The following is a 20816-nucleotide window of genomic DNA, read 5'->3' on the forward strand; positions in this document are numbered from 1 at the left end:
AGAGCTGGCTCCGGAAATCTGGACAGGGCGATAAGTGGAGTTTCTGCCTGACGGCGGGCAAGATTGTCCCGCGAATCAGGAGAGACGATGAGCAGACGAGCCCGCCGGCACCACGCACCGGCATTCAAGGCCAAGGTAGCGTTAGCCGCAATCAAGGGCGAGATGACGCTGGCCCAGCTGGCTGAGCATTTCGACGTGCACCCGAACCAGATCACGCAGTGGAAGTCCCAGCTTCAGGAAGCGGCGGCCGAGGTATTTGGTGCTGGCGGTGGCAACAGAACGAGCGAGCCGGCGGTGGACGTGAAAACGCTGCACGCCAAGATCGGGGAGCTGACGCTGGAGAACGATTTTTTAGAAGGCGCGCTCAGCAAAGCCGGTCTGCTGAGCGCAAAGCGATGATCGACCGTGAGCACGGCCTGCCGATCACGAAACAGGCGGAAGTTTTGAAGATCAGCCGTGGCAGTGTCTATTATCTACCACGTCCGGTGTCGCCCGCCGACCTCGCGATCATGCGCCGGCTCGACCGGCTGCACCTGGAGTTTCCTTTCGCCGGTTCGCGAATGTTGCGAGACCTGCTGGCTGCCGAGGGGTGCAAGATCGGCCGCCGGCATGTCAAAACGCTGATGCGGCGGATGGGGATAGAGGCGCTCTACCGCCGTCCGCGCACCACCAAACCCGAACCCGGGCACAAGATCTATCCGTATCTGCTGCGCGGGATCGAGATCACACGACCGAACCAGGTCTGGGCAATGGACATCACCTACATCCCGATGGCGCGCGGCTTCGTCTATCTCGCGGTGGTGCTTGACTGGTTCAGCCGCAGGGTGCTGTCGTGGCGCGTCTCGATCACGATGGAAGCCGCATTCTGCGTCGAGACGCTGGAGGATGCTCTTGCTTGCCACGGCAAGCCGGAAATCTTCAACACCGACCAAGGCTCGCAGTTCACGGGCGCCGCGTTCACCGGCGTGCTCGCCAGTCAGGGCATCGCCATCAGCATGGACGGCCGGGGCGCCTGGCGCGACAATGTGTTCGTCGAGCGGCTGTGGCGCAGTGTCAAATATGAGGAGGCCTATCTGCGCGCCTACGACACCGTGTCCGACGCCCGCGCCTCGATCGGCCGATACCTCGACTTTTACAATGGCCGGCGCCCCCACTCGAGCCTTGACCGCGGCACCCCGGATCAAGCTTACTTCAACCCGCTGCCGTTCCGCGCGGCAGCCTAACTCTGGCAGAAGCTCCACTTATCGACGCGGAATTGCTGTTCAGACAACCGAGACCATCTCACTCGTTGCGCGGCGACCGGATGCGAAAGCGTCGACGTAAGCCGTTTGATGGGTGCTATCGGTTGATTTTCGCCCCGATGTCTCTTGTGGGGGTCACAAGCGGCAGTCGAGGCAAGCGCGGCCGGGCATCCGGTTTACCGCCGACAACCGACATGACAATGGCTTGAGCGCTGTTCGGCTTGGGGCCACTTCCGGACTCATGCATCGCAGCAAATTACGTTCTATTCGATCAGCTCGTCGGCGCTGGCGAGCAGGGGTGGAGGCACCAAGACCTCAATCTCCCGCCGATCGCGATCAGCGCCTGCTTGAAAGTCGTTGAGCTGAGCGTCTTAGCCAGGAGCACGGAGACAGTATCCGACACCGCGAATTGTATGGATCAGCGGATAGGCCTGCTGGTCGTCCACCTTGCGACGCAGGCGTCCGACATAGACGTCAATGATATTCATCGATTGATCGAAATGAAGATCCCAGACGTTGTGCAGCAACATCGCCCGCGACACGATGCGGTCTTCGTTGCGCACCAGATATTCCAGAAGTTGGAATTCCTTGGGCCTAAGGAGAATCTCCCTGCCGCGCCGGGTGGCGGTCCGAGAGATCAGGTCGATTGCGAGATCGCCGACACGCAGGATCGTCTCCTTGGCGATGGTGTCGCTGCGCCGGCCAAGCGCTTCCAGTCGCGCCAACAGCTCGAGGAAGGAGAAAGGCTTGACCAGATAGTCGTCGCCACCGGCCCGCAAGCCACGGACCTTGTCGTCGACTTCTCCGAGCGCGCTGATGATCAGGAAGGGCGCGGCGACGCCGCTGTCGCGCAACTGGCGCATCACCGCAATGCCATCGATGTCGGGAAGCATGCGGTCGATCGTGATCACGGCATAGTCGTGTGCCGCACCGTGGCTCAGCGCTTCGTTGCCGCTGGAAGCCAAATCCACCCGGTAGCCGCTGGCCGTGAGCTGTTCCATAAGCTGACCGGCGGTTTCCAGGTCGTCCTCGACAACCAGAATGCGGCGGTGGCCACCCGTCATCGTCGTTCTCCGACGATCGCCACCCGCCTATCCAGTTTCTCTTCGCCAAAGAATGCGCCAGTGGCGATCATCGCAATGATGTAGGTTCGCCAGCGTTTAGTAGCCGTAGTCGTAGCAGACGTTGACCCACTGCAGTCCGTATCGTGTCCACACTCTGCGCCAGCAATAGTCGTAGTTGTAGGCGGCGTAGACGAAGGGCGCGCCAAAGAAGGCGAAGCGGTGGAAGCGACGATGGAAGAAGCGGTGATGGAAGCCGGGGTGGAACGCGAAGCGTTGACCCGGCACGAATGCCGCGCGCGCCCTGAAGGGCGCCCCCGCGAAACGAGCGCCGCCGAAATGCGGGCCTATCATGCCTCCGGTGCGCGGGCCTATGCCCGTGCCGAAGAAGCGGGCGCCGCCGAAATGCGGGCCTACCATGCCTCCGGTGCGAGGGCCTAGGCCCGCGCCGCCGAAGCGGGCGCCGCCGAAGCCGCCGCCGATGCCTCGCCCGCCACCGAAGCCACCACCGCCACCGAAGCGCGCGCCGCCGAAGCCACCACCGCCGCCGATAGCATGCCCGCCACCGAAGCCGCCACCGCCGCCTCCCATAGCATGCCCGCCACCGCCGCCCATGCCACCACCGCCACCATGCCCGCCACCGCCACCACCCCCTCTCTGGGCAAGGGCCGGTGGTACAAGGGCAAGCGTGGAGGCGAGCGCACCCGCGATGAGGTAACTTACGAGCCTGTTGCTCATCGAAGAATCCTCCGTTGTTGACGCGACAGCGAGAACGCCTGTCGCAGGAAGAACAACAATGGGGACGCCGAAATTGTTCTGTAATTTCAAATAACTAACGCGTCAGATTCTGACACCGAAGTTAGTGTTACGATCCGACGCGACGAGCAGGTGCCCTGCCGTGGCGGCGCCGAAAGCGACGATCTGACGCGATTCGATCAGTCATTTTCCAAGGTGACGGCGGCGCCAACCGCCCGGGGTTTCCTTGTAAGTGCGCACGAACGCGTGAGTGAAATGTGACAGCTCGCAGAAGCCGGCCATGAACGCTAACTCGCCAATCGTTTGCTCGCGCATCGCCGGATCGGCAAGCCATCGCGCTACAGTTGCTATTCGCCTGTTTTGGATATGCCGGCTGATCGCGTCTCCACGTTCGGCGAAGATGTCCTGAAGCGTGCGCAGCGAGGTGCCGACCGCGTGAGCTACGCCGCGTGGCGTCAACCCCGGCGTTCGGTGCGCTTCACCTATGTGCGAGACAGCACAAGCATAAATGCCGGCTCGCATTGCTCGTCGAGGCAAGCCGGCATCACCATAACGCCGATCGACTTCATACGCCACGAGCGAGAACAGGTGATCCATGGCCTGAGGATTTCCCGCGTCCTGTTCGGCCTCGCCCTGCCGCCACAGGGTTTTGATGTAGCCGTTCAGAAGTTTGCCAATGTGGCTTGCGCCGCGAATGCGGGCACCGCGCGTACGCTCCGGATGGCGCATTCGTTCCCAGAGAAGGTGACGTGGAATCTTAAGTGAGATCTGAGTGACTCCGCCCTCGCAACCAAGCTCGAAAGGTCGCACCGCATCGAGGATAAAAAGGTCGCCGGGATTCAGCACGAGTTCGTCCTCCTCCTGACGATATGAGCCTCCGCCGTGCAAGTGAAGGTTCAGGAAGACAAGATCATACGGCGAGCGCGAAATTTCCCGCATAGCGCGGTAAACGCGCTGGGGCGCCGCATGTACGCGCGAGAACGAATGCCCCTCTAGTTGTTGAGCCTCGATGGTACAGCAGAATGGATCAAGCCCGACGCGCTCTGGACGCAAGTGAACGAAATGCTGAGCCAGCACGTCGCGCCAATAGGCAAATGCCTCATGTGAGGGGACGGTATCCGTCGAAAGAACCCGCATGATAGGTGGACCAGACGAGAGATTTGCGCGCTCAACCAAGCGATCCCTGAGGAAGTCGGGTACGGCTGGAGAAATTTCAAGGAGTGCACGAAAATGTGGAACACTGAGATTACGCGACAGCTCGGAATCAAGCTCCCGTTTGTCGGAGCCGGCATGGCGATCGTCGGCAGTCCCGAGCTCGCGGCGGCGGTGTCGAATGCAGGCGGCGTCGGCCTCTTTTGCCTCGGGCCCGGCGCGCCGGAGATGCTCGCCGACCGGATTGACAGCATTCGCCGCCTGAGCTCAGCACCTTTTGGTGTAGACTTCATCGTCGAAGAGACCGGCTTTGGTCCCGCAACGACAGAAGCCCATGTCGAGGTCGCCATAGCTAAGCGCGTCCCGCTCGCGGTCTTCTTCTGGAATCCACCAGAGCAGCGCTGGATTACCAAGCTGAAACGCGCTGGCATCAAAGTATGGGGAACGGCTTACTCGGTGGAGAGCGCGCGGCAACTGAAGGCGCTCGGCGCAGATGCAGTTATTGTTCAGTCGCAAGAAGCAGGCGGGCACGTGAAGTCCGCTCTCGGCGCGATATCGCTTGTACCTGCGGTGGTGGATGCGCTGGGTCGAACGCCGGTTATCGCGGCGGGTGGAATCGCAGATGGCCGGACAGCTGCGGCCGCGTTTATGCTCGGTGCCCAGGCCGTCTGCGTCGGCACGCGGCTCGTTGCGAGCGTCGAGAGCCTAGCGAGCACCGAGTACAAAGAACGCCTCGTGCGCGCACACGGAGACGACACAGCCGTGACGACGATCTTTGGTCCTGAATGGCCAGACGCGCCGATGCGGGTTCTAAAAAATCGTGCTGTCGCTCGCTCCGAGGAAGGAAACATGCCCCCGAAGCACCCGATCGGCGAGACGGTCGTCTTCGGACGATCTTACGAAATGCCGGCCAACAGTGCCGTGCTGCCGACCACGCAAACGCGAGGCGATCACGAAGAGATGTGCCTCGCTGCAGGCGCCGGTGTAGCAGCCGTCCGCTCGATCAAGCCTGCGAAGCAGATCGTGCAGGACTTGATGATAGACGCCTGGGCGCTCATCGGAGGAAACAATGTCGCTCAATAGATGAGACACGCCACTCAAATCGCTGGGGATGTTTATACCGATGAAAACATCCGCCATCGATCAGCGTCGGCTGAGGGGTCACCTCGGGACTCATGCACCGCAGCAAAGGTGCGCGCTTATCGATCACCTTATCATCAAGCCCGAGTAACGTTGGAGGCATCGTAATGCTCAAACCGCTTTGCCGTTCTGAGATCCAGGGGCAAATCTGGTTCGCTCTTCGAGCCTCCGAATGGTTGAGATCAAGATACGACTGGTAACGGTCATTGCAGCGCCTTCACCTCTTCAGCTTTTTATACGTACTGTTGCAAGGCAATCACAGCATTCGTCTCCATCAGGAGTACCCTCTCCGATGCAATTTACGGAAGGAGATCCAGACCGGCCTCGGCCGTGCGAACAATGAGGAGGGAGGAGATGTGGGCGAAATCCTGGTGGAGTGTCTTGTCAACTGGAGTCGCCGCGCTGCTCGGCAGCATCATTGGAGGCAATACACCCGCAATCGCGGCCTCCGACAACAACCCAAGAACATACGCGGGAGATTACCAGGGCGGGTCGCTTCCGATCGGGACCTTCATTGCGTTCCAATACGCAAGCTTTGCGCATGCCGATGCCTTTGTCGATCCCACCGGACGCGCGCTGCCTGACTCGCACGCCAATACTTGGGTAGAGTTTACGCGCCTGACGTATTTTGCAGAGGTCGCGGATCATCCCTTCGTGATCGAAGCAGACCTGCCATTTGCGACATTGACGGATGTGAATATCCCGGGCACGAACAACCGGGTTGCCGGGGGACTCGTCGACCCGGTGTTTCACATGACCTATTTCTTCATCTCCGACGCCAAGGTCCAGCGCTGGTTCGGGGTCTCGAATTTTCTCTGGCTGCCGCTCGGGCGCAGCTTCGACGACAGAAGTGCGGTGAATGTCTCGACACCGGGGCAGCTCACCGACACCCCTCAGTTCGGCTACACCGAGGGACTTGGAAAGATTTCGCCAAGCCTTAATGGGCTGTTTTTCGATCTGATCGCCAATGCATCGTTCCACGGCAACGGCAGCAGTCCTCTCGAGGTGGTCAATCCGCCTGGCGCCCCGTTCCCCGGAGTCCTGCGATACGATGCGTTGACGCAGCGGCCGTCGTACGACGTCAAGGCATTCCTGCGTTATAATCCGAGCACGTTCCTATTTGCCGCCTTTGGCATAGAGAAGTCTTGGGGCGGCGAGCAGATAGGCACAAACGGCAGATTTGTCGTCGCCGGACTGCCGGTCGCGATACCTCAGCCCGATATGTCGCTCGGTCGAGATGACTTCTTGAGGGGCCATTTCCAATTTCAAATCCCGCTCGCTCAGGATTTTACCATAGCCGGTGACGTGTTTCACGATTTCCAGGCGACCGGCGGGTTCAGGGAGAACATCGGGGTCGAAGTTCGCCTGGCCAAATTCTTCTTTCCGCCATCGCGCGCGAATTAAGGCCCCTCTGACTGGATCGATGGAGTCGGCCGCCACCAGTCGCCGATTGACTTCGGTTGGCTCTGACAAGGCTGGATTTGTCGTCGAACGATACGGCTACACTGCCAGAGGGTCTCGTGCAAAAGCCGACACGCTGGTTCGACTGCTTTGGGTCCAAAATGCGAATAACTCAATGTGAGCAACTTTAGTCCGCTATACCCCCTTGTCCGGACCTCGACGAGGCGTGGGGACACTTCGCGGATGGGCCAGAAGGCGACATTTGCAAGCAAGAGCCTGCGCCCTAGTCGATCACCTCGTCGGCCACCACAAGCAGGTTTGGGGGAACGCTAATCCCAAGCTGCTTGGCGGTCTTGAGATTGACCACTAGCCAGAACTTGCTGGCCTGCTCGATCGGGAGATCGGCAGGTTTTACGCCCCGGACTATTTTGGCCGCGTAGGCACCGGCGCGCCGATAGCCATCCAACGCATCAGTGGAATAAGTCAGGAGCAGGCCCGCCCGCCCCCACTCAGGATAGACACCCAGCGTAGGCTTTCCTGCCGCCAGAATGTGCGGCATCACGCGGGACATGTTGCTGGTCAACAGCGGATCGCCGGAGATATAGAGCGCGTCGACGCCATCAGACAACGCCTTGGCAAAGACCCCTTCGATATCCTCATGGGTCTTGACCGCATAATTCTCAAAACGGAAGCCCAGTTGAACGGAGACTTTTTGCAGGGCCGTTTCTTCCTGATGTGACAGCACGCCTTGGAGGACTTGAGGATCCCAAACCACTCCAATCATACCAAGCCGCTCGATGTTCGGGACTAGGTCCTTGAAGAACCCGACCCGCTTCTCGGCGAGGCTGTCTTCGCCACCGACTGCGTTTATCACGTTGCCAGTAGCCGTCCCGCCTGGCTTCCTGTAGCTCTCGGCGAGTCCTACCGCAATCGGATCGACTGCCATACCAGTGAAGACCAACGGTCTGTCCGGCAGCACGCTGTGCACGACGGCGGCAGCAGTGGCAGCAGCCACAAAGACCTCCGGTTGCCGCGCGTCCAGTTCCTGGGTGAGGCGAGGCAGCTGTGAAAAATCGCCACTCGCGACGCGCGTCTCGAGAAGATAGTCGCGGCCTTCGACCATCCCTTCGTCCTTCAGGCCGCCGCGCAATGCCGCCACTCTTGGATTGAAGAGTTCTTCAGTGCTCGGAAATAACACCGCCACCAGCAGCAGCTTCGTGTCTTTTTTAGCCCACGCCCGCATCGGCCATGTGATGACCGCGCTGCCCGACGCTTGCAAAAACGCGCGTCGCCTCATGTTCTTGCTCCGGCGGTTGCTCGGTTCGCCCCCAATCATCAAACCACGAGGACTATCGGCCTGCCAGACTCTTTCGCCCCTCATCCGGCGGGCGGCCATGCGGGCATCACAATATTGGCCGCGGCGATCCACCTTGTTGCCTTCGCGGTCCATCTTGTCGGCGGTTTGCAGGGTCAATAGCCGCGCCTGCGCGATCTCGCAGAATGAGTTTGCGATGTCCTCGCGCACCGAGCCCTGACCGCGCGCTGGCACATCAATTCCAGCGCGCGCTGGGCCCAGCCGATCGGCCGCGTGCAGTGTTGGATGCGGCCCTGGGCCGAGCCGGCCCTGCGCGATCTCGAGGCCGCGGCCCTCGCCGGGCAGGATGTTCTCGGCCGGCACGCGGGTGCCCCTTTGGCCGAAACTGCATAGTGCCTCGGCCGCGACTTCTCTACCTCTGTCCCTGGTCCTCGAGCGCGGCCAGCTGGCGATGGTTGCGAATGGGAGGACAGCACAAGCATCCTCGGTGTGCGGACGGGCGGATGTAAATCCTCCGCGGCACCCGCTCTCCGTGTTGTGATTAGACAGGCCGGAGATTTGGGCGTGGACATTCCGTTTCGTCACGATGAATGGGATCGATTGGCAGGCAGCGCAAATCCGTTGGCGAGACATTCGGCCTGCGAGATCGCTTAACTTGCACAATCGCGAACCGAAATTTCTGATGTAGCAAGCGCCGGACAACGCGGCTTGCGTGACCAAGCCGCAGCAGTGGAGGCAAGGAGACAACTCACCTCACAACCAAAAATGGAGAGATCGCATGGCAGCCAATCTCATCTCTGTTGTGATGCAGTTTCTGACCCCTGACATGATCGCAAAGATCGCTTCTGCGTTGGGCGTTGACCGCAACGTCGCGCAAAAGGCAATTGGAGGCGCGGTCCCCGCTCTGCTTGCGGGCCTCGCGGACGTGGCCTCCACTCCGAACGGGGCGCGCCAGCTCTCCAGCACGTTGGCGCAGCAACCTGGGTCGCCTGGGTCGCTGGAGAATTTCAAGAACCTCATCGGCGGTTCAGGTCAGAACACGCTCGCGGAAACCGGATCGAGCCTGTTATCCGGCCTGTTCGGCGGCGGAGCAACTGACGCGATAGCGCAGTCGATTGGCAAGTTCGCAGGAGTCGACGGGGGATCCAGCAAGTCGCTACTCGGTCTGCTCGCCCCTGTGGTCCTCGGGGCGTTGGGCCAACACCAGCGCAGTGCGGGCCTGGACGCAAGCGGGCTGGCATCGCTTCTCGGTTCGCAAAAAGATCAGATCGCCGCAGCTATTCCGTCCGGCCTCGCCGATCAGTTGAGCGCTGCCGGCCTCATCGACAAAGCGGCGGGAACCATGCGCAGCGGTACCGCAGCCGCTTCGGCCGCCGGGAGCCGAATTGCCGACGCCTCGGAGCGTACAGCTGCCGGGGCCAGCCGAGCGGCTTATGCCGCAACGAGCGCAGCATCGTCGCAGTGGCCCTATTGGTTAGTCGCGCTGGTCGTATTGGGGGGACTTCTCTGGTATGCCACCGGGCGCCAGGCCGGCGAAACGGTTGCCGAATTGCCGCGTCCCGCCACAACGGAGCCCGCGACCGGAACGGTGGGTCTGGCACAGCCAGATCTGACGATCGGAGGAGTGAACCTGGCGACCCAGGTCAACTCGTCCGTCGGCACCTTGCGATCCGTGCTGCCAACCATCACGGACGCCGCCTCCGCCCAAGCCGCCCTTCCCAAGCTTCGGGAAGCAACGACCCAATTGAACGACGTCGGCAACCTCGCGACGAAGCTCAGCCCTGAAGGCAAAAGCGCCCTTGCCAAGTTGATTGCAGCAGCAACGCCGACCATCAACCAGATGTGCGACAAGGTGCTGGAGACCCCCGGAGTCGGGGACATTGCGAAGCCAACGATCGATGAGCTTCGCGGAAAGCTCGATGCGCTCTCACGTGCTTGATCGGTAGATGCCGTTGGCGCGGTCTACTCGAGGCGGACCGCGCCGAACAGCAGGCGTTGCGTACGGCTACTACAACAACAGCAACTGCTACTACGACACGTATGGCAACTGGGTCCGACCGGGTCAGTATCCTTACGGATATCGGTACTGACGAAATCGATCGAGCGCGGACGGCGTCCGCTCAAGTGTCGCCGCCCGCCCTTCCAATGGGTGAATTCTTCGGGGAGCGCCTCAAGCTGTTCGTGCGATCGGATTTGCAATCTTTCGATCAGCCTTCAGCGCTGCAAGCCGACCTGATCTTTTCTGCCGCCAATCTCCGCCGCGATCTGCCCGTCTGTCCTTCCTTGGACCAGACGTCTCAAGAGCTTTTTCTCTCTTGGCTCGGGATGGGCATGAGCGATACATCGCTTGCAGCGCCTTTCCGCGCAGAAAGATGGCTCGGGGCGTTAAGCCGCCACGATAAGCGATCCACCGTTGCACCGGCCCGGGATACATCGAATAGAGCATTCGGGTCGCTCCGGGGTTCGTGACGGGCCGTCCACGAGGGCCAAACTCCCATGCCGCATGGAAGGCAAGGCTCGCCCGTGAAGTCACGCAAATCCTGTCGGAAGGGATGGCGGAAAGGACAATGGTGCAAGCCGACGCGCAGAAGCCATCGATGACGACAGGCTGACCTGAAGTCCGCAATCTCTCATACCTGTATATGTACTTCCCGATTAATCCGCCGGGATCGTCTGTGATCCGCACGGCGGCATCGCTTGCGCGCGATCCGGATACCAAGAGAGCAGCGATGACCAGTCCCGCCCAGCATTTCATGCTGTCGCCCCCCAATAGGTTGGACAGCCCCGCGCCTTGCCCAATGGCAATCCTCTCGGAGCGGGCGGCAGCCAAGCTTGATCTAGATCAACGGCAACGCTGACCGCCGTGCCAGGCACCAACAACGCAGCAGATTGAAACACCGTGAAGCCGGGCCTAACTGATAGTGGTGGATCAGCGAGGAATCTCGCAGCTTAGCGCCAACCGAGTTGAGCGACTGGCAATGTCCCTGCAATTCCACCGGGCCGTCGAGACCATGGAACTATGGATCGCAAACAGCGATGGCTTCTCGTTTGTGATCAGCTTCGAGCGCACCACCGGCCCCGGCTTTCATGGACGTCCGGGCTACGTGGCGTCTTGGCGTCCCCTCTATGAGACCAAAGGCGCGATCAAGATCAGCGGATCACCATTCAAGACCTTTGGTGAAGCCGAGGAAGCCTGCAATCGGATGCTGGAGCATCTAAGCGCCGAATAAGATTTGGCGGTGAGCCCTCCGGGCCCACCGCCGACAAACGGCATCTCACCAACAAACGTTCACGGGGACGACGCGCCACCCCCAGCCAGTCCAGACCCGACGCCATCGCGTACAACCATCCCACCCAGCATAACCCCAACCCGGAGCACCCCAGCCGGGCCCCCAGCCTGGTCCCCAAGCTGCCGCGCTCGCAAGCCCGAGGCCTAGGCCAAAACCAACAGCCGGTCCGCGCCAACCCCAACCGCCGCCGCGCCAACCGCCGCCCCATCCGCCGCCGCGCCAACCTCCCCCTGCAAATCCGCCGTGAAAGCCGCGTTGTGCGGAAGCAACGCTCGGCGCGAGGGCAAGGATCGCAGCAATACCGAGCGCGAAAAGCGCTTTCTTGACCATGAAAACCTCCATAGGTTGAGGAGCAGAGCCAAGTAAACGCATCGTAGTCAGGTTTGTTGCAGTCCCGGAGTTCTCGGAACAGCAGCGACCTTTGCACGATCTTCTTATCCGCACCGCGCATCACGATCCTGAGCGATTCATCCGGCAGAGGCTGCTGCAACGCGCCTTGGCCTCATCCCATGGCGCGCATCCAGACGTCGCGCGGCTAGCACCGCCCCTACCCCGCCATCACGCCGCCGCGCTTGATCAGATCCTTGCCGATTGCGGCGAGGTGCACCTGATCGGGGCCGTCACCGATGCGGATGAAGCGGGCGTAGACATAGGCGCGGGCGAGGAAGGTGTCCTGCGAGACGCCGGCGGCGCCGTGGATCTGGATGGCGCGGTCGATCACGCGCGCAGCCATGCTGGGCACCACGATCTTGGCCGCGGCGATCAGGTCGCGCGCGGCCTTGTTGCCCTCGCGGTCCATCTTGTCGGCGGCCTGGAGCGTGAGCAGTCGTGCCTGCGCGATCTCGCAGAAGGAGTGCGCGATGTCCTCGCGCACCGAGCCCTGTTCGGCCAGCGGCTTGCCGAAGGCGACGCGGGAGACCGCACGCTGGCACATCAGCTCCAGCGCACGCTGCGCGCAGCCGATCAGCCGCATGCAATGGTGGATGCGGCCGGGGCCGAGCCGCCCCTGCGCGATCTCGAAGCCGCGGCCCTCGCCGAGCAGGATGTTCTCTGCGGGCACGCGGACGTTGTCGTAGACGATCTCGGGATGGCCGACCGGCGCGTCGTCATAGCCGTAAGTCAGCATGTCGCGGACGATGCGCACGCCGGGCGTCGCCTTCGGCACCAGGATCATGGATTGCTGGCGATGACGGTCCGGGTGATCGGGCGCGGTCTTGCCCATCACGATCAGGATCTCGCAATCCTCGTTCATCGCACCGGAGGTGAACCATTTCCGCCCGTTGATGACATAGTCGTCGCCGTCGCGCCGGATCTCGCACTGGATGTTGGTGGCGTCGCTGGAGGCGACCTGCGGCTCCGTCATCGAGAAACCCGAACGGATGCGTCCCTCCAGGAGCGGCTTCAGCCAGCGCTCCTGCTGTGCCGGCGTGCCGTAATTGGCGAGGACTTCCATATTGCCGACGTCGGGCGCCGAGCAGTTGAAAACCTCGGGCGCCCAGAGGATGCGGCCCATGATCTCCTTGACCGGCGCATATTCGAGATTGGTGAGCCCCGGGCCGTGCTCGCCCGACAGGAACAGGTTCCAAAGCCCCTGCTCGCGCGCCAGCCGCTTCAGGTCCTGCAACACCTGCGGCGTCCGGTAGCGCGCGGCCTCCGGCTTGACCTCCTCGTAATAGAGCTCCTCGACCGGCTCGACATGCTGGCGCATGAACTGGCGGACGCGCTCCTGGAGCGCCAGCGAACGTTCGGAGTGTTGAAAGTCCATTGTGTTCTCCTGTTCGTGCCGAGCAAGCCGCGCACAATGAAGGTGCCTCATCCCTTCCCCCCTTGTGGGAGAAGGTGGCATAGGCGGCCTCCGGCCGCCGTTCTTGAGAACGCCGAAGCGGAGCTTCGGCTACGGCGCCGGATGAGGGGTCTCTATCGGAAAATGCTACTGCGCAAGGGTGACTCGCGGAGAGAGCCCCCTCATCCGGCTCGCCGCTTCGCGGCGATCCACCCTCTCCCACAAGGGGAGAGGGTGCATCGTCTCTGCGGCCGTTCGCCGCCTTGCACGTCAGGTGCCGCGCAAAAGCTCGCTCGCCACGATCCAGTCGTTGCCGTCGAACTGGAGCATATAACCGTCCTTGATGGGGCGGAAATCCTGTGGCGTGGTATTGAGCGTGATGCCCGGCATCAGCAGCGACAGCGGCACATTCTTCAGGTTCGCCGCCTGCGCCATGATGTTCTCGCGCGTCAGATTGTCCCTGCACTGCTTCAGCACGACGACCAGCGCCTCGGCGACGGTGTAGCCGTACAGGCCAGCGACATTGTTGACGTCAGCACTGGGCAGGCGCCGCTTCATGAACTCGATATAGGCCGACATCGCCGGGTCGTCCTTCGGCTCGGCCACGAAGGGTTTCAGTGAGCCGAGCGACAGCACGCCCTTGCCCGCATCGAGGCCCGCCGGCACCATCACCGTCGCCTTGTTGGCGCAGCCGCTGGCGAGGAAACGCTGCGGCTGCCAGCCGACTTCGTGGGCCTTGCGGATCGCCTGCGCGCAGGCGCGCGGCGTCACCGAATAGATCATGAAGACGTCGGCCTTGGTGTTGGCGAGCGTCAGCACCTGGGAATCGATGGTGGGATCGGTCACCTCGAAGCTCGAAGCCATCGCGATCGCCTTGTCGGCGTCCGCCCCGAGCGCTTCCTTGACACCACGCAGATATTCCTTGCCGGCGTCGTCGTTCTGATAGAGCACCGCAAAACGCGCATTCGGGTTCTTGGCGCGGGCATAGGCGACGTCGATCGCAGCCTCGCTGGTGTAGTTCGGCGCCCAGGGCAGCGCCATCGACCAGGGCATGTTGACGGGATCGTTCCACTTCGAGGCCGAGCTGATCAGGAAGAGCTGCGGCACCTTGTTGCTGTTGAGATATTTCGCGATCGCCGAGCTCGGCGCGGTGCCCATGGTCGCGAAGATGAACGCGACGCCGTCGCCCTCGACCAGCCGCCGCGCCGCCTCCATGGTCTTGGGCGGCGAGAACGCGTCGTCGAGCGAGATCAGATTGAACTTGCGCCCGTTGACGCCGCCCTTCTCGTTGACCTCGTCGAAATAGGCCGCGATCACCTTTCCGGTGATGCTCAGCGGCGAGGCCGGCCCGCTATAGGGCATGGTATTGCCGATCTTGATCTCGGTGTCGCTGACCCCGGGACCGTAGGATTTTTGCGCTGAGACGGGCGTCGACAGGCTGGCGGCAGCAAGCGCTGCGGCCAGGGCCAGAGCGGCTTTCATGGTTTCTCCCCAGTGATTTATCGCCTGCGCGGGGTGACGAAACGATCGCGCGGCGCGCTGCTTTTTGTCAGCGCGTCAGATCACCGGAGTTCCGCAACATGGTCTTGCGTCGAGTTGCTGGTCTATCCGGCACCTCGCTTCGAGCCCGCGTAGGAGCGCCGCAGCAGGGCAAACAGGCTGCCGCCAGTCGCGGCATCAAGCAGATAGACCACAACGGTCTGGACCGCGAGCGGCAGGCTGAGATTCATCCTGAAGAACGAGATCGTGACCGTCTCGAAATTCTGTACGGCAAAGATCATCGTCGCCGCGGCGAACAGCACGATGACGGCGAGATAAAACCAGCGCATGAACGATCCCTCCCGCGGCGTGGACGCCCGCGCCTAGCGGCGCTGTCGCATGCCGAAGCCCAGACTGACCCATCCGGCGCCCGCCATGATCAGGTCGATGCCGAGGAACAGGCCGAGGATGTAGACGCTGTTCACGGGCCAGCGCGCCACGATCAGCAGCCCGAGCAGCAGGGTGATGGCTGCCGACAGGGCCACCCACCCCCACGGGCTTTCGCGCTTCATGCTGAAAGCGAGAAACAGCCTGACCGCGCCGGAGGCGATCAGCGACACGCCCAGGAAGAGTGTCAGCAGCACCGCAGCGAACAGCGGATTCTCGAAGGTCAGGAAGCCCGCGATCACATAGAGCACGCCGAGCAAGGCCCAGACCAGGAACTTGCCCCAGCTCTTCATCTGGAACGCGCCGATGACTTCGGCGACACCGGCGATGATCATCATCGCGCCAACCACGAGCACGCTCGCCACCGTTGCCAACACGACGCTGCCGAGCGCGATGAAGCCTGTAATCAGATAGACGACGCCGAGAGCGACGATCCAGCCCCATTTGGCATGCAGCGCCGCGATGCCGGAGCCCAGGCCTAAATTTTGAGACGTATCCGAAGCACTTGTCATGACAGCTACTCCTGCATGCGAAGCCCGGAGGCACACGCCAGGATAGCACGGGCCGCGCCGGGACAACAGCCAGCAGAGCAGCCCCTGCCCGCGCCAACATTGACGCAAATCAAGGGAAAACGAGTCATGCGTGCGACCGCTCCATCTCGAGCTCGGCCTTCAGGCTGTCGAGATCGCGATAAATTGACGCGACCGCGAGCACGCGGCCGCCCTTGCGGTACTTCAACAGGCAGTCCTTTCCGGCAATGCTGCCGTCGACCGCGATGTCGTCAAAGCCTTCGGCGTGACCGACATAGTTGATCGGCACATCGTAGTGCTGGGACCAGAAGAACGGCACGGCGTCGAAGCGCTCGCGCCGGCCCAGCATGTTGAGCGCCGCGGTCTGCCCCTGGCGCTCGGCGACCACCCAATGCTCGACGCGGATATCCTGGCCCGAATGCCGATCGGGCCAGCGCGCGATGTCACCGGCGGCAAAGATGCCGGCCTCACTGGTTTCGAGAAAGGCATTGACGCTGACCCCGCGATCAATGGCAAGTCCCGCCTGCTCGGCCAGCGCAAGACGCGGCTTCACGCCGATGCCGGTCACGACCAGATCGGCGTCGATGACGCCGCCGCTCTTCAGCGTGGCGCGCGTGCGGTCGAAGCGCACCGCCGTGTCATTGAGGTGGAAATCGACGCCGTTCTCCTCATGCAGCGCGCGAACGAAATCGCCCATCTCGCGCCCGAGAATGCGCTCCATCGGCCGCTCTTCCGGCGCGACGACGTGAACCTCGAGCTTGCGCGCCCGCAAGGAGGCCGCGACTTCCAGGCCGATGAAGCTGGCGCCGATCACGAGCGCGCGCTTGGCGCCGCCCGCAGCGTTGATGATGGCGCGGCTGTCGGCGACCGAGCGCAAGGTGTGAATGTGCGGCTGGTCGGCGCCCGGGATCTGCAATGTCACGGGCTCGGCGCCGGTCGCGAGCAGGAGCCGGTCGAACGGCAGCTTGTCACCGTTCCCCAGCGTCACGCTACGCGCTTTCGGATCGATCGCGGCAACAGCGGTGTTGAGGCGGAGGTCGATCCCGGCATCCCGATAGTAGTCTTCGGGCCGCAACGGCAGCCAGTCCTCCGGGGCGCTGCCGGCAAGGTAGTCCTTGGAGAGGTTCGGCCGGTCGACCGGCATCGCGCCGTCATGGCTGAGCATGGTGATGGCGCCGGCAAATCCCTCGCGCCGAAGCATCTCGGCCGCCCCAAAGCCCGCCGCGCCGCCGCCGACGATGACGAACCTGTCCGGCGTCGGCGCCGCGCGATGCGATGCCGACGGCTGCGGCACCTCGCGCTTACGCTGCACGAGGATCCTGTCCTGATCTCGCGTCACCTCCCACACGCTAAGCGCATTCAGCGCCGGCGGGCGCGTGGCCTCGCCGGTGCGCAAGGAAAAGCAGGCGTGATGCCAGGGACAGCGGATGGTGTCGTCGACCACCAACCCTTCGGCGAGCGGCCCGTGATAATGGCTACAGGCGGGCTCGATCGCAAAGACCTCGCTACCTGCCTGCACCAGCAGGACATCTTCGCCGCCGACATGGCCGAGCAGCTTGCCGTCCCTGAAATCGGCGAGCGACACGCCTTTCGTCAGGTCGGGCCCGCTCGGCTTGCTCTCCTCGCCCATGGTCGTCTCCTCGCGGCGTGTGGCGTTCCGAGGTTGGACGGCGCCGACCGCAAAAAGTTCCCGCGATCGGCAAAAATCAGGTGTGCCCGGCCGCCTTGCGGACGTCGAGCACGGCCTGCGCCCATTCGACGGGCCGCTCCTGCGGCAGATTGTGGCCGGCGCCCGCGAATACGCGCCGCTCGAACAAGCCCTCGAACTTGCGCGCATGATGCGCGGTGCCGGGATTGACGCCATCGCTGTCACCATCGATCGCGATGGTCGGCACACGGATCGGCGGCTGCGCTGCAAGCTTCACCTCGATCGCGGCATAGGCGGGATCGCCCGCGACGAGCGCGTAGCGATGGCGGTAGGAGTGGATCACGACATCGACGAAGTCGGGATTGTCGAAGGAGACGGCGCTGCGCTCGAACGTTGCATCGTCGAACGACCATTTGGGCGACCACATCGACCAGAGCTGACGGGCAAAGCCGCGCCGGTTGCGCTCCAGCGCCCGGCGTCCGCGCTCGTTATGGAAGAGGTATTGATACCAGAGCGCCGCTTCCTCCGGCGGCGAGGCCGGCTCCATCGCGCGTGCAATGTTCTGGATATTGTAGGAATTGCCGGAGACGAGCCCGACCACGCGCTCCGGATGGAGCGCGGAGACGACGCAGGCCGCGCGCCCGCCCCAGTCGTAGCCGCCGAGCACCGCACGCGCGATTCCGAGCGCGTCCATGAAAGCGAGAAGGTCAGCGCCCAGCGCCGCCTGCTCGCCGGAGCGCAGCGTCTGCGCGGAACGAAACCGCGTCGGGCCGTAGCCGCGCAGCCAGGGCACCAGCACGCGGGCGCCCGATTGCGCGAGGATCGGCGCGGCCTCGTTATAGACGTTCACGTCATAGGGAAAGCCGTGGCCCATGATACAGGGCCAGCCGTCGGGCGCGCCGAATTCGAGATAGGCGATGTCGAGGACGCCGGCGGTCACTGTTCTTGGTTGCATTCTTGCGACAACCTTCTGCGAACGAACTCGGTACTGCAGCCCGGATGGAGCGCAGCGAAATCCGGGATTCGCAGACGTCGGCGTCCCGCATTCCGCTTCGCTGCATGCGGACTACAAGAGCCCATCTATTTCTGCGGCCCCGAAAGGGAGATCTCGCGTTCGGCACGGAACACGTTGCTGTAGAGATTGGCAATCCACTGCCGGCCGATCTCGGTCTTGTTGAGATAGCCGATCTCGGTCTGGATGTGCGGCGCGACGCTGTTCCAATAGAATTGTGGGTAGCGGTTCACGATGTCGGCGGGCGAGTCGTAGCCGAGCTGCCGGTTGATGCCGACCTCCTCGAACTCGTAATAGAGCGCATTGGCCTTGCGCAGATAGTTGGGATCGCCGAGCTGCCCGATGAAGTCGGCGGCGCGCAGGATCGAGGCTTCGTCGTCATACTCCTGCCCTTCGCAGGCCGGGAAGCGCGTGCCCTCGATGGCGCGGGCGACGCGCTCGCTGTCGAGGCCGCGGATCGGCGGCAGCCGCCGCCTCACAAAAAGCTTCGACCGATCAACGTGATACATCATGAGACTGGCATCGGATGCACCGCGCGGCAGCGACACCTTGGTCCCGGCCTCATCGATCAGAAAACCGTCCTCGTCATCCTCCTCGAACAGGCCACGCACATAGCCGATGTCGTGGGCAAGGCAGGCGATGAGGACATGGTTGTAGTCCTCCGCCGCAAGGTGCGTGTGGAGATTTCGGCCCATCAGGATCGCCTGGCCTGCCAGCGTCACCAGCATCGTATGCTCGATGTTGTGGTAGAGCGCGTCGCTATTGCCGATGCATTCCAGCGCGGTGCGCGTCGCGCCTTCCAACACCCTGGCATGGGACTCGTCGTCGTACCTGCGACGCATGAACGAGCCCAGCAACTTCTCCAGGGTTTCGGCCGCCAGTCTCGGTAACGTCATCATCGATGCAGCCCCGTTGTCGGTGGTGTCCCACGCCAACTCCCGACGTCTCATTTCCCGTCCGCGACGCGGGGCCCAGCATAGCCCATCTCGGGCGACCTGACCAAACCCCGAAGCGAAAATACGGTAATATGTTTCTTGCTTCGCTCCGCAATGTTAGGTCGGCGGTAACGGATCGGCGCCGGCGCGGACGCGCGAGCGGACCTGCCCGACGGCGGACATCGGCCGCGACATTCGCTTTATCGGATTTTGGTTGCAGATACCTGCCAGCTCGCGCACACGCCTGCACGGCTTTGCGGACGGCAGCATCAATTCCGCTGCGCAATCCGCTCGAGCATGCCATCGAAGGCGAGCTTGATCCTGCGGATATATGGATCCTTGTAAGGAAATTCCGGATTCTGGTCGTGGACCAGCATGGAGGCATTGACCTCGAACACGACGAGGTTGCCGTCGCGGTCCAATCCGCATCGATGCCGAAATAGTCGAGGCCGACGCGATCGCAGATGACGCGCAGGACGCCGTAATGACGCGCGTCGAAGACCGATCCGGGATCGCTCAGGAAACGCTCCTCCTCCTGCTGCATCCAGATGTGATGGCCCATCTCGGTGCTGTCGCGGTGCAGCTTCCAGTGATCGCCGATCGCCAGATGGTAGGGAAGGATCTGGTCCCCTACGAAAAGGAACCGGTATTTGCGAAAGAGGCCATCCGCGGAACGATAGTCGACGTAGTCGATCACATAGCAATCCTGATCCGTGCGTTCGGCAAGGAATGCGGTGAGCGTCGCGGCGTCCTCGACCTTCTCGAAGAAATCACCGCCATGCGTCCCGGCAGGCCGCGCCAGCAGCGGGAAGGCAAGATCGAGCCCCGGCGGAAGGCCCGCGCCAGCGTCGATGCGTACCGTGCGCGGCACGCGGCAGCCGGGAATGGCGGCCAGATCGAAGGCTGTCCCGTCCCGCGTCGTCCGCATGACCTTCGCCGGATCATTGACGACGGGCTTGCCCAGGCCTCGCACGATGGCGGCAGCAAGGGGAAGCACCTCCGCGCCCTGATCGGCGTCGGAGATGAGGTTGATGACGATGTCAGCCTCGGCCGCGAGCGCCGATATATCCGGCGGGCTCCCGGCAAACAGCGGCAAACAGGGACAGGATGTTGGCCTGATATGCGCAGTCCCTGAACAGGAATTCGACCGGCGTGTTGCCGACAAAAGGCGCGAACAGTGCGAGCGCCCGGAACGCCGGCGGCGATTTCGTCGCGGGCCTGCGCATGATCGGATGCATCTCCACCGCACGCGCATAAGCGGCCTGCGCGGCTTCGGTCTCCCCGAGCGCCTGCCGGATCGCCCCGATCCAGTAAAAATTCTCGGCTTGCTCAGGCGCGAGCGCGATCGCCCGCTCGAAATGCGCGATTGCCTCGTCGCTCTCGTTGAGCTCGAAGCAGACCTTGCCAAGCTGGCTGTGGAAGCCGGCGTCGTCCGGCGCCTCTTCCAGCAGTTCGCACAGCAAGGTCCTGGCGATCGCCAATTGCCTGGTCTCGACCAGCGCCTGAACCAGATTCGTCCGCGACGGCCGATGGCCCGGATTGAGACGCAGCGCCTCGAGGTAAAGCCGATCGCATCGCGCGCCATGCCGGTCCGCTGATGGACGTTGCCGAGGTTGCACCAGCAGG

The 20816-nt window shown here is 62.8% G+C and carries 19 protein-coding genes and 2 pseudogenes; 6 read left to right on the forward strand and 15 right to left on the reverse strand.

Annotated features, from left to right (window positions below; translation table 11 throughout):
* Window positions 1-87: 87 nt before the first annotated feature.
* Window positions 88-1223 (forward strand): IS3 family transposase gene (locus AYJ54_RS23265; RefSeq protein ID WP_136623864.1). Its coding sequence is split into 2 segments (ribosomal slippage): window positions 88-346 and window positions 346-1223, totalling 1137 coding nucleotides; the frame shifts between segments, so codons are not numbered across the junction.
* 389 nt (window positions 1224-1612) lie between these two features.
* On the opposite strand, the gene AYJ54_RS23270 is transcribed toward AYJ54_RS23265, so the two are convergent.
* The 3 genes from AYJ54_RS23270 to AYJ54_RS23280 form a co-directional block, all read right to left on the reverse strand.
* Window positions 1613-2305, reverse strand: a complete 693-nt coding sequence (locus tag AYJ54_RS23270; protein WP_063702524.1) for a response regulator transcription factor — start codon at window positions 2303-2305, stop codon at window positions 1613-1615.
* Window positions 2306-2401: 96 nt separating this feature from the next.
* Window positions 2402-3040: a hypothetical protein gene (locus AYJ54_RS50795; protein WP_063702526.1), complete on the reverse strand. Its 639-nt coding sequence runs from the start codon at window positions 3038-3040 to the stop codon at window positions 2402-2404.
* A 201-nt stretch (window positions 3041-3241) separates the two neighbouring features.
* Window positions 3242-4195 (reverse strand): AraC-like ligand-binding domain-containing protein, encoded by a 954-nt coding sequence (locus AYJ54_RS23280; RefSeq protein ID WP_063702528.1) that lies wholly within the window; start codon window positions 4193-4195, stop codon window positions 3242-3244.
* A gap of 93 nt (window positions 4196-4288) precedes the next feature.
* Between AYJ54_RS23280 and AYJ54_RS23285 the strand changes: the two genes are divergently transcribed.
* Window positions 4289-5293, forward strand: coding sequence for an NAD(P)H-dependent flavin oxidoreductase (locus AYJ54_RS23285; protein WP_063702530.1), 1005 nt, complete (start codon window positions 4289-4291; stop codon window positions 5291-5293).
* A gap of 411 nt (window positions 5294-5704) precedes the next feature.
* Complete coding sequence (locus AYJ54_RS23290) at window positions 5705-6754, forward strand: transporter family protein (protein ID WP_063702532.1); 1050 nt, start codon at window positions 5705-5707, stop codon at window positions 6752-6754.
* Between the two features lie 280 nt (window positions 6755-7034).
* On the opposite strand, the gene AYJ54_RS51370 is transcribed toward AYJ54_RS23290, so the two are convergent.
* Both AYJ54_RS51370 and AYJ54_RS53750 read right to left on the reverse strand, forming a co-directional pair.
* On the reverse strand, window positions 7035-8147 hold the full coding sequence (locus AYJ54_RS51370; RefSeq protein WP_430641443.1) for an ABC transporter substrate-binding protein: 1113 nt from the start codon (window positions 8145-8147) through the stop codon (window positions 7035-7037).
* A 24-nt stretch (window positions 8148-8171) separates the two neighbouring features.
* A pseudogene (locus AYJ54_RS53750) lies at window positions 8172-8432 on the reverse strand (acyl-CoA dehydrogenase family protein); the annotation flags it as partial.
* Window positions 8433-8844: 412 nt separating this feature from the next.
* On the opposite strand from AYJ54_RS53750, the gene AYJ54_RS23300 reads away from it, so the two are divergent.
* Entirely contained in the window at window positions 8845-10005 is a 1161-nt protein-coding gene (locus tag AYJ54_RS23300) for a DUF937 domain-containing protein (protein WP_063702536.1), read from the forward strand.
* A gap of 390 nt (window positions 10006-10395) precedes the next feature.
* On the opposite strand, the pseudogene AYJ54_RS52650 reads toward AYJ54_RS23300, so the two are convergent.
* Window positions 10396-10821, reverse strand: a pseudogene (locus AYJ54_RS52650) (hypothetical protein); the annotation flags it as partial.
* 223 nt (window positions 10822-11044) lie between these two features.
* Between AYJ54_RS52650 and AYJ54_RS23310 the strand changes: the two are divergent.
* Complete coding sequence (locus AYJ54_RS23310) at window positions 11045-11296, forward strand: hypothetical protein (RefSeq protein WP_063702540.1); 252 nt, start codon at window positions 11045-11047, stop codon at window positions 11294-11296.
* A gap of 607 nt (window positions 11297-11903) precedes the next feature.
* On the opposite strand, the gene AYJ54_RS23315 is transcribed toward AYJ54_RS23310, so the two are convergent.
* From AYJ54_RS23315 to AYJ54_RS50800, 8 genes are all read right to left on the reverse strand, one after another.
* Complete coding sequence (locus AYJ54_RS23315) at window positions 11904-13121, reverse strand: acyl-CoA dehydrogenase family protein (protein ID WP_063702543.1); 1218 nt, start codon at window positions 13119-13121, stop codon at window positions 11904-11906.
* 288 nt (window positions 13122-13409) lie between these two features.
* On the reverse strand, window positions 13410-14621 hold the full coding sequence (locus AYJ54_RS23320; RefSeq protein WP_063702545.1) for an ABC transporter substrate-binding protein: 1212 nt from the start codon (window positions 14619-14621) through the stop codon (window positions 13410-13412).
* A gap of 122 nt (window positions 14622-14743) precedes the next feature.
* A complete protein-coding gene (locus tag AYJ54_RS23325; RefSeq protein WP_063702547.1) occupies window positions 14744-14968 on the reverse strand; it encodes a LapA family protein in 225 nt (74 codons plus the stop codon).
* Between the two features lie 33 nt (window positions 14969-15001).
* Complete coding sequence (locus tag AYJ54_RS23330) at window positions 15002-15577, reverse strand: HdeD family acid-resistance protein (protein WP_063702549.1); 576 nt, start codon at window positions 15575-15577, stop codon at window positions 15002-15004.
* A gap of 124 nt (window positions 15578-15701) precedes the next feature.
* Entirely contained in the window at window positions 15702-17225 is a 1524-nt protein-coding gene (locus AYJ54_RS23335) for an FAD-dependent oxidoreductase (protein ID WP_063702550.1), read from the reverse strand.
* A gap of 76 nt (window positions 17226-17301) precedes the next feature.
* A complete protein-coding gene (locus AYJ54_RS23340) occupies window positions 17302-18198 on the reverse strand; it encodes an alpha/beta fold hydrolase (protein WP_063702552.1) in 897 nt (298 codons plus the stop codon).
* A 125-nt stretch (window positions 18199-18323) separates the two neighbouring features.
* A complete protein-coding gene (locus AYJ54_RS23345) occupies window positions 18324-19154 on the reverse strand; it encodes a hypothetical protein (RefSeq protein WP_063702605.1) in 831 nt (276 codons plus the stop codon).
* 305 nt (window positions 19155-19459) lie between these two features.
* Window positions 19460-19612 (reverse strand): hypothetical protein, encoded by a 153-nt coding sequence (locus AYJ54_RS50800; protein ID WP_161491895.1) that lies wholly within the window; start codon window positions 19610-19612, stop codon window positions 19460-19462.
* Window positions 19613-19674: 62 nt separating this feature from the next.
* On the opposite strand from AYJ54_RS50800, the gene AYJ54_RS23350 reads away from it, so the two are divergent.
* Entirely contained in the window at window positions 19675-20325 is a 651-nt protein-coding gene (locus AYJ54_RS23350) for a hypothetical protein (RefSeq protein WP_063702554.1), read from the forward strand.
* Here AYJ54_RS23350 and AYJ54_RS47705 read toward each other — a convergent pair.
* Window positions 20231-20809 (reverse strand): tetratricopeptide repeat protein, encoded by a 579-nt coding sequence (locus tag AYJ54_RS47705; protein WP_347337227.1) that lies wholly within the window; start codon window positions 20807-20809, stop codon window positions 20231-20233. The genes AYJ54_RS23350 and AYJ54_RS47705 overlap by 95 nt on opposite strands.
* Window positions 20810-20816 lie beyond the last annotated feature (7 nt).

This window comes from Bradyrhizobium centrolobii (assembly GCF_001641635.1).
Lineage (GTDB): Bacteria > Pseudomonadota > Alphaproteobacteria > Rhizobiales > Xanthobacteraceae > Bradyrhizobium > Bradyrhizobium centrolobii.